Origin of the sequence: Salipiger sp. D13 (assembly GCF_003703915.1) — a bacterium.
Lineage (GTDB): Bacteria > Pseudomonadota > Alphaproteobacteria > Rhodobacterales > Rhodobacteraceae > Salipiger > Salipiger profundus.
Genome location: NZ_RAPJ01000057.1, coordinates 25,747 through 32,939 on the forward strand (window position 1 = coordinate 25,747; position 7,193 = coordinate 32,939).

Sequence of the window (7,193 nt, forward strand, 5' to 3'; positions counted from 1 at the left end):
CGGAAAATCGAACGATACGTTAAGATTTGTTGACGGCCCACCGGTGTTGGGGGGGCATCAGGTCTGGGCGACCGGTGCTCGGCGGGCTTTGGTCGAGGCGGAGAAGTCGGCGAAAGTTCGGTTTCTGCAATCAAGTTTGCAGCTCTCCATTGGCCGGTTCGCCCCGACTTTCTTCCGTCCCGCGGCATGATACCGGCAGGGGGGGCGTCGCAATCGCGCGACGAATTTCCGATGCAATCCGGACCCAGGCAAGTCGGAGTGGGCAGGTAACGGCAGCTTTGTCCGCGGAGCTGGCCTTGGCGTGCCAGATCTTGCTGCAGGATGCCACCGATGTCCGGTTTGGCGAAGCCGCGACGCAGCGCGGGCAGCCAGACGAATGACCGCAGTGGGCCGATCGCTACTGCCGGAACGGAATGACGTTCGAACCGCCGTTGGCGAAGGCGACCGCACCTTCACTGCGAATGGTGCTAATTGCCTCCTCGAATGCCGCTTGGTCGTCTTCGAAGAGATCATCCCAAACAATGGATGTCCCGTCTTCGGTAACGACTTCCAGAGACCAACCGTCCCCACCTTCGAGTTTGTAGATATCCACCTTGAACGGCACGCCATCCTCGACGACGCGCTGGGAGGCGCTGGAGATGACAAGGTTGGGTTCGCGTTCCATGTGAGCACCTCTTGGATCTTCCGCGGATGATAGAAGCACTGATGACGGAAGCCAATGTCCGCAAAGCGGGATGCTGTCGCAGCATCTGCAGTTACCTGTCGATGGCGGCTCTGGGCCGTCTGGTGTCTGATGATTGTCGTTCCGCAGTTTCGGTGCCTGCTATCCACCTTCCATGTCATCGCCACGAACGACGCTAACCAACCTGCGGAACTCAGCGTCATCAGATGCCTGCTTCCAGAAGTTGATGAAGCGGCAGACCAATTGCAGGTTCTCCTTGGCGTAGTGCCCATTGCTGTCGATGCGGTCCAGGGAGGGCAGCATGTTGTCGTCAGTCTGTGCGCCCCGGAACTGGAACGGCAAGCCGGTGATGGCGCAGCGGTCTTCCTGGATGGTGAGCAGGTCCCGGATCAGCTTGTCCAACTCCGCGTCGGACATGTGCAGCTCCTTGTTCTTGACCGTCGTCGGGACCACCTGGCCGTTGGAGTTGAAGACCGTCTTGCCCACCGAATACTTAATGTCGGCAATCGATTTCTCCCGGGCGCCGAGGTAGCGCGCATCGGCCTTTTCACCTTTTGCCAGTTCGCCTTTGGCTTCTTTACGCAACAGGGTCGAGAACAGCCACAGCAAAGAATGGGCGTCTATCAGGCGGACGTGGTCCAGTCCTGCCTGATCCGCGATTGGCTTGCGGAGGGCATTCAAGATCCTGTTGAACTGGCTGTAGTTCTCCCAGGTGCAATTGCGCAGGGTGCGGAATTCCAGGCCGATCTCGCCGAAGACATGGTCGAAGCCGGTGGGCTGGATCGGCATGAAGCGATCCATGTCCTTGAGGAAGAACAGGTAGGCCATCAGCGGGTATTTCGCGTCGGTCGCCTTGCTCAATTCGTCGAACAACTCGCCTTCGTCCCGGTCGGTTCGATAGAGCTGGAACAACAGGCGTTCGAGGGTTTGCAGGCCGGTGCCTGTTGTCGCCGCTTCGATCAGGGCGCGGTGGTCGCGGTTGGCGTGGCCATATTGGTTCCGCCAGAACACCAAGTTGTTCTTCAGGTCGCCATGTGTCGCCTGGATTTCGATGGCGTCGATGACCTTGGCGACGATGGCGCCGGAGCCAATCCGATCTTCCGTCCAAGTTTCAGCGCCGAGGCGGATCAAGGCCTCGGCGCGGAGGCGGGGCTTGTAGCTTTCCCAGGCGGCGATAAGTCCTTCGTCAAACCGCGTAAAAGGGGCGTCGAAGGCGGAAATCAGCGACTGGAAGCGAGCGAAGGCGCTGGTGAAATCCAAGCCCTCCAGCAGATCAGGCGCTTTGGGTGCTTTGGCCGGCGCGCCGTCGTACCAGTCGAGGAAGTGCTGAAGGGCTGTCAGGCTGTCGATTTCCACGCGCTGCGTGTCAGGCCGCTTCAAGGGCGAAAGGGGCCCGTTGATGTTCGAGTTGCCGTTGTTTCGTTCGGTCAGAAGCGCGACGCCGTCCAGATGAGGTGGCGCGGGTGGTTGAAACCAGACACGAGTGGTCTGGTTCGTGCGGTGGATGGCAAGGACGCGCCCGACTGGGTTTCGGAAACCGATGATGTAGTCGGTCGGTGCCTTTGCGGGATCACCGTAGCGGGAACGGAGGAGGCGTTCTGCCTCGGCGGGGGCAAGAGTCATTCGGCGGCTTTCAGGGTGTAGGAGGTGAGGGCCAGCGCCAACTGGCTTTGCGCAGGGTGTCACATGATGGGCGAGCCCCATGCAAGCGTGCCCGACCCTAGAAAGTGGATGCCCGCACGCGCCAGCCGGGTTTCAGGGCGGAGCGTCGAAAGTGCGCCGACATATGCTCCTAGTTGGGCAAGGTACGGCTGGGCAGCTTCGATAGGGGAGCCCGGTGCAGGCGATTTGTAGTCGATGATAACTGCTTCTCGCCCATCTTGGCTCAGGCCGAGGAGATCGACCGTGCCGCGGACCCGGGTGCCGCCTGCAATCTCTGTGTCGAATGGAAGCTCAGGGTGCAAGTCGGTGAAGCCATGCTCTGCCAATGTCTCACGCAGGCTTCTCGCCTGTTCCGCGAGAGCTGCGAGGGTCTCTGGCGAGAGGCCGGTTGCTGCGCCCAGATCAATTGCCCGGTCAGGGCGCTGTAGAAAGACTCGCATGGCAAGGTGAAGCGCGCTTCCGCGCTGGCTTGCATCGTCGAAGGCCTCGCGCGGGAGAGCGGCACCAAGGGCATGGGTCTCGAGAGAGCCTGATGAACTCAAGCAACAGGTTCAGGAGAACTTCCGGTCACTCGCTACGGCACGGTAGAATGGACAAAGTTTTCCCGATTTACGGGACCGCCATGCCTTGAGGAGCCAGATGTTCAGCGTGCCTCCGGAACAAGATTGAAAAAGGCCTCAGTCAGAACTGATGCCGTCGTATGCAAAGCGAACAGGTGGTCGATCCGTTCCTGGCTCATCTCTCGGCAGGGAACTTGAGCGAGTTCGGCCTGCCGGCTGGCACCCTTGCTCCACATGAAGCCCACGCCGAGATCGTGGCTTACAGCATCCATGACGCCGTCGCGGGTATCCATCACGATCGAAGGCCGCGGCTTGAGTGCGGCCCGGCGAAACCCCTCGTCCACAACCTTTTGTGTTGAACTGCCGGCGGTGCGGAAGATCAAGCGTTCGGACATCAAATCAAGACAGTCGACAACAGAGCGGTTCGCCAGAGGGTGTGTCGGATGAAAGATGGCGACGACAGACTGTCTCTGGACCATGACACGGCGGAAGCGCGGCTGATCGGGCGGTTCGGGCAGGACGCCCACGTCGACGCGACCTTCTCCCACGGCTTCTACGATACGGCCCCAGCTGCCCATTTCGATCTTCACGTCGATACCCGGGAAGCGGGCCCGGAAGGCGCGGATCAGGGCCATGCCAGGAAGGGGCTGACCCAGACCTACCCGCAACTGACCATGTTCCATCGTGTGGTGCTGTCGCAGGACGCCTGCGATCTTGTCGGTTGCATCCTCGACTTCACGGGACGTGCCATAAATCTGCTGACACAACGGGCTGGGCATCATGTCGTTCCCGCTTCGTCGGAAAAGCGCGGCACCGAGCGCGCGCTCGAGGTCGCGAATTTGCTGGCTGATCGTCGCCTGTGACACGCCCGTACGTCTTGCTGCGGCCGAGAAGCTTCCGGTTTCGGTCACGGCGTTCAAGGCTCTGAGGCGGGCGAGGGTGAGGGCGCTACCCGGATCTGTTGGTGGCAAGGTTTTCATGAGAGCGCCATAGGCAATGCCTGTAACCGTAACATGACTGTCGCAGAGAGTTCTTATGACGGCCCGTAGAAGCAAGAGGGCCCCATGGCGACACTAGAATTGACAGACATCCGGAAATCGTTTGGCAGCACCGACATCCTGAAAGGCGTGTCGCTGGAGATCGCAGATGGCGAATTCCTGTCGTTGGTCGGGCCGTCGGGGTGCGGAAAGTCCACCCTGTTACGCATCATTGCGGGTCTTGAAAGTCAGACTTCCGGATCGGTGAGAATTGGGCCCCGGCTGGTTGACGGGATACGTGCGGCGGATCGCGACCTGGCGATGGTCTTCCAAAGCTATGCGCTCTACCCGCATCTGACGGTGGCCGAGAATATCGCCGTGCCGCTGACCATGCGCCGACTACACCGTAGGGACCGCCTGCCGGTCGTCGGGGGATGGATGCCCGGGGCACGCAGCCGCGGCGCTGCAATCCGCACCACCGTGACCGAGGCGGCCGAGGCGCTGGACATCGCGCACCTATTGGATCGGAAGCCTGGACAATTGTCCGGTGGGCAGCGCCAGCGCGTGGCTCTTGGCCGGGCTCTGGTGCGCGAACCCGCTGCGTTCCTTCTGGATGAGCCCCTGTCGAACCTGGATGCCAAGATGCGTGTCCACATGCGCACAGAGATTGCGCAGTTGAATCGGCGACTTGGGGCCACTTTCGTTTATGTCACCCACGACCAGGCCGAGGCGATGACCATGTCGGACCGGATCGCGGTCATGATGGAGGGAGAGCTGCTGCAGGTCGGCAGCCCAGACGAACTCTACGATACTCCCAGCGATATCCGCGTGGCGCGCTTCATCGGGTCGCCTGCGATCAATCTGCTGTCTGTGGAGACGGGGGCTGATGGAGTGATCCTCTTGGCGGGGCGTGACACAGGGGTGAGGGCGGGCGGGGCGCCTATCGCGCACCTTGGCCTGCGCCCCGAGGCGCTGGAACCTTGCGAGGCACCGGGATTGGTTTCGGGACGTGTGACGGTGATCGAGAACCTTGGTTCGGATCTGTTCGTTCAGGTTCAAGCTCCGGGCATCTCCGAGACCGTGACCCTGCGCTTGCCGTCGGATGCCCGTGGCAAGGTCTCTTTCGGAGACCTCATGCATCTGCGTGTGCGCTCCGAGCGCATAAGCGCATTCGACGCCATGGGCCGCGCGGCACCTCTGACCATGGAGGCATCGGTTTATGCCTGAGACAGCATACTTTCCTCAGACCATAGCAAGGAATGGCGATAAGCCTCGCATCCTGCGCCCCGAACGCAGGCAGGCCCGGGCAGGGGCTGCCCTGGTCACGCCTGCGGTGGTGCTTCTGGTCCTGATCCTGCTGGTCCCCGTCGCGGTCGCTGCCGTCCTGTCCTTCAGTGACTACACGCTGGGTCGACCGGGCCTCAGCTGGGTCGGTCTAGACAATTACACCGACATCTTCACTCGGACGAGCTACACCAAGATGGTTATGGCCACCGTGCTTTACGTGCTGGTGACTGTCCCGACTTCGGTCGGGCTTGGGCTTGGGGCGGCGCTGCTGATCCGGTCGGTTCGGATTGGATCGAGCTTCTATCGTACGGTCTACTTCTTGCCGGTCATGGCGTCGCTGCTGGCCATGGCAATCGTCTGGGAATTTGCCCTTCACCCTTCCCTCGGTCTGGTGAACCGCACGCTGGAGCAAGGCTGCGGTACGCTTCTGGAGGTCTGGCCCTGGTTTGCCCGCGGCTGCGCCAACGGTTTTCCCATGTGGCTGTCGGACCGCGACTACGCGCTCTGGACGCTTGCCTTCATCGGCATCTGGCAAAGCTTCGGGTTCAATATGGTGCTCTACCTCGCCGGACTGACCGGCGTGCCGCGCGACCTTTACGCCGCCGCCGAGATGGACGGCGTGCGCAACGGCTGGGAGCGCTTTCGCCTGATCACATGGCCGATGCTGGGGCCGACCACCGTCTTCGTGGTCACCATCTCGACCATCCGGTCATTTCAGGTCTTCGACACGGTCGAGGCTCTGACCCACGGCGGTCCAGCCAAGTCTACCTACGTGATGATCTACGCCATCTACGAAAAGGGCATTGCCCAGAATCTGGTCGGTGTCGGTGCTGCGATAACGATACTCTTCCTGGGCTTCGTGATGCTGATTTCGGTTGCCCAGAGGCGTTTCGTCGAACGCAAGGTCCACTACGCATGATACACCGTTTTTCCACGCGCCAAACGTTGATCCATCTCGTTCTGATCCTCGGAGCCGTGATCGTTCTGCTGCCCTTTTACGTCATGGTGGCCACCGCGTTGAAATCCCCCATCGAGATCACGTCGGGGACCGGGGGCCTGTTCGGAGCACAGGCGCCCATGATTTCGCAGGACTGCCTGCTTGCAGGCGGGACCGAAGCCAGCTGCCTGACGCGGCCAGCGCTCGACAACTTCCGCCAGGCTTTCACCAAGGCGCCGCTGTGGCGCTACATGTTGAACGGGGTGATCGTCACCGCGGCGATCTTCCTGCTGCAGACATTGATCGCCGTGCCCGCCGCCTACGCGCTGGCAAAGCTGCGCTTCTGGGGCCGCGATGCCGCCTTCGGCCTGGTGATGTTCTGTCTGCTGATCCCGGTCCACGCCATTGCATTGCCGCTCTACCTGATGCTGGCAAAGCTGGGACTGACCAACAGCTATGCCGCGCTGATCCTTCCTTGGATCGTCTCGGCCTTCGGGATCTTCCTGATGCGGCAGTTCTTCATGACCGTGCCTGATGACCTGATCGACGCGGCCCGCATGGATGGGATGGGCGAGTTCGCCATCATCTGGCGCGTCATGCTGCCGACGGCCATTCCCGCACTGCTCGCCTTCGCGATCTTCTCGGTTGTGGCTCACTGGAATGACTACTTTTGGCCGCGCATCGTCATCACTGGCGACCGCAGCCTGTTCACTCCGCCGCTTGGCCTGCGCGAGTTCAAGGGCGATCTCGACGGTACCTTCTACGGGCCAATGATGGCCACCGCGCTGGTTATCGTCACCCCCCTCGTCGCCGCTTTCCTGCTGGCGCAGAAACGCTTCATCGATGGCATTACGCTGACTGGAATGACGCTACAGATTTCCTGGTCCTGCGGGATTTGATCGAGAAGGTCGGGTAACACCGGCGCATCACCGATGTGGCTCCCTGTGATTTCGACGGCCCGAACCTCCAGCGTTTCCTCATCAATCCCCAAGTGGATCTTGCGCCAGACGCGCCTTTTGGGGCCACCATGCTTGCGGACGTGCCACTCGCCTTCGCCCTCGACCTTGATCCCGGTGCTATCGATCAAC

General features: G+C 61.3%; 7 protein-coding genes and 1 pseudogene. 3 read left to right on the plus strand and 5 right to left on the minus strand.

Features of this window, described 5'->3' with window-relative positions:
- Positions 1–397: 397 nt before the first annotated feature.
- From D6860_RS23735 to D6860_RS23750, 4 genes are all read right to left on the minus strand, one after another.
- Positions 398–664 carry a hypothetical protein gene (locus D6860_RS23735; RefSeq protein WP_017467736.1) on the minus strand — a complete coding sequence of 89 codons (267 nt, stop codon included), beginning with the start codon at positions 662–664 and terminating at the stop codon, positions 398–400.
- 159 nt (positions 665–823) lie between these two features.
- Positions 824–2,305 (minus strand): hypothetical protein, encoded by a 1,482-nt coding sequence (locus D6860_RS25555; protein WP_206512219.1) that lies wholly within the window; start codon positions 2,303–2,305, stop codon positions 824–826.
- A 59-nt stretch (positions 2,306–2,364) separates the two neighbouring features.
- A complete protein-coding gene (locus tag D6860_RS26075; RefSeq protein ID WP_076623609.1) occupies positions 2,365–2,886 on the minus strand; it encodes a PD-(D/E)XK nuclease family protein in 522 nt (173 codons plus the stop codon).
- Positions 2,887–2,987: 101 nt separating this feature from the next.
- The gene (locus tag D6860_RS23750) at positions 2,988–3,884 is read right to left on the minus strand and encodes a LysR family transcriptional regulator (protein WP_076623610.1); all 897 of its coding nucleotides are present in this window, start codon (positions 3,882–3,884) and stop codon (positions 2,988–2,990) included.
- An 84-nt stretch (positions 3,885–3,968) separates the two neighbouring features.
- Here D6860_RS23750 and D6860_RS23755 point away from each other — a divergent pair, with 84 nt between their 5' ends.
- The 3 genes from D6860_RS23755 to D6860_RS23765 are packed head-to-tail and all read left to right on the plus strand — an operon-like array spanning position 3,969 to position 7,004.
- Positions 3,969–5,108, plus strand: coding sequence for an ABC transporter ATP-binding protein (locus D6860_RS23755; RefSeq protein ID WP_017467084.1), 1,140 nt, complete (start codon positions 3,969–3,971; stop codon positions 5,106–5,108).
- Positions 5,101–6,087 carry a carbohydrate ABC transporter permease gene (locus tag D6860_RS23760; RefSeq protein WP_083697803.1) on the plus strand — a complete coding sequence of 329 codons (987 nt, stop codon included), beginning with the start codon at positions 5,101–5,103 and terminating at the stop codon, positions 6,085–6,087. Before D6860_RS23755 ends, D6860_RS23760 begins: the two co-directional genes overlap by 8 nt.
- Positions 6,084–7,004 (plus strand): carbohydrate ABC transporter permease, encoded by a 921-nt coding sequence (locus tag D6860_RS23765; protein ID WP_076623611.1) that lies wholly within the window; start codon positions 6,084–6,086, stop codon positions 7,002–7,004. Before D6860_RS23760 ends, D6860_RS23765 begins: the two co-directional genes overlap by 4 nt.
- Here the strand turns inward: D6860_RS23765 and D6860_RS23770 are convergent.
- A pseudogene (locus D6860_RS23770) lies at positions 6,971–7,193 on the minus strand (transposase); the annotation flags it as partial. The gene D6860_RS23765 and the pseudogene D6860_RS23770 sit on opposite strands and share 34 nt — an antisense overlap.

What these genes read in the sequence shown, in the direction of transcription:
- D6860_RS23735 (WP_017467736.1), bottom strand. Translation starts at nt 664, where the DNA reads ATGGAACGCGAACCCAACCTTGTCATCTCCAGCGCCTCCCAGCGCGTC.
- D6860_RS25555 (WP_206512219.1), bottom strand. Translation starts at nt 2,305, where the DNA reads ATGACTCTTGCCCCCGCCGAGGCAGAACGCCTCCTCCGTTCCCGCTAC.
- D6860_RS23750 (WP_076623610.1), bottom strand. Translation starts at nt 3,884, where the DNA reads ATGAAAACCTTGCCACCAACAGATCCGGGTAGCGCCCTCACCCTCGCC.
- D6860_RS23755 (WP_017467084.1), top strand. Translation starts at nt 3,969, where the DNA reads ATGGCGACACTAGAATTGACAGACATCCGGAAATCGTTTGGCAGCACC.
- D6860_RS23760 (WP_083697803.1), top strand. Translation starts at nt 5,101, where the DNA reads ATGCCTGAGACAGCATACTTTCCTCAGACCATAGCAAGGAATGGCGAT.
- D6860_RS23765 (WP_076623611.1), top strand. Translation starts at nt 6,084, where the DNA reads ATGATACACCGTTTTTCCACGCGCCAAACGTTGATCCATCTCGTTCTG.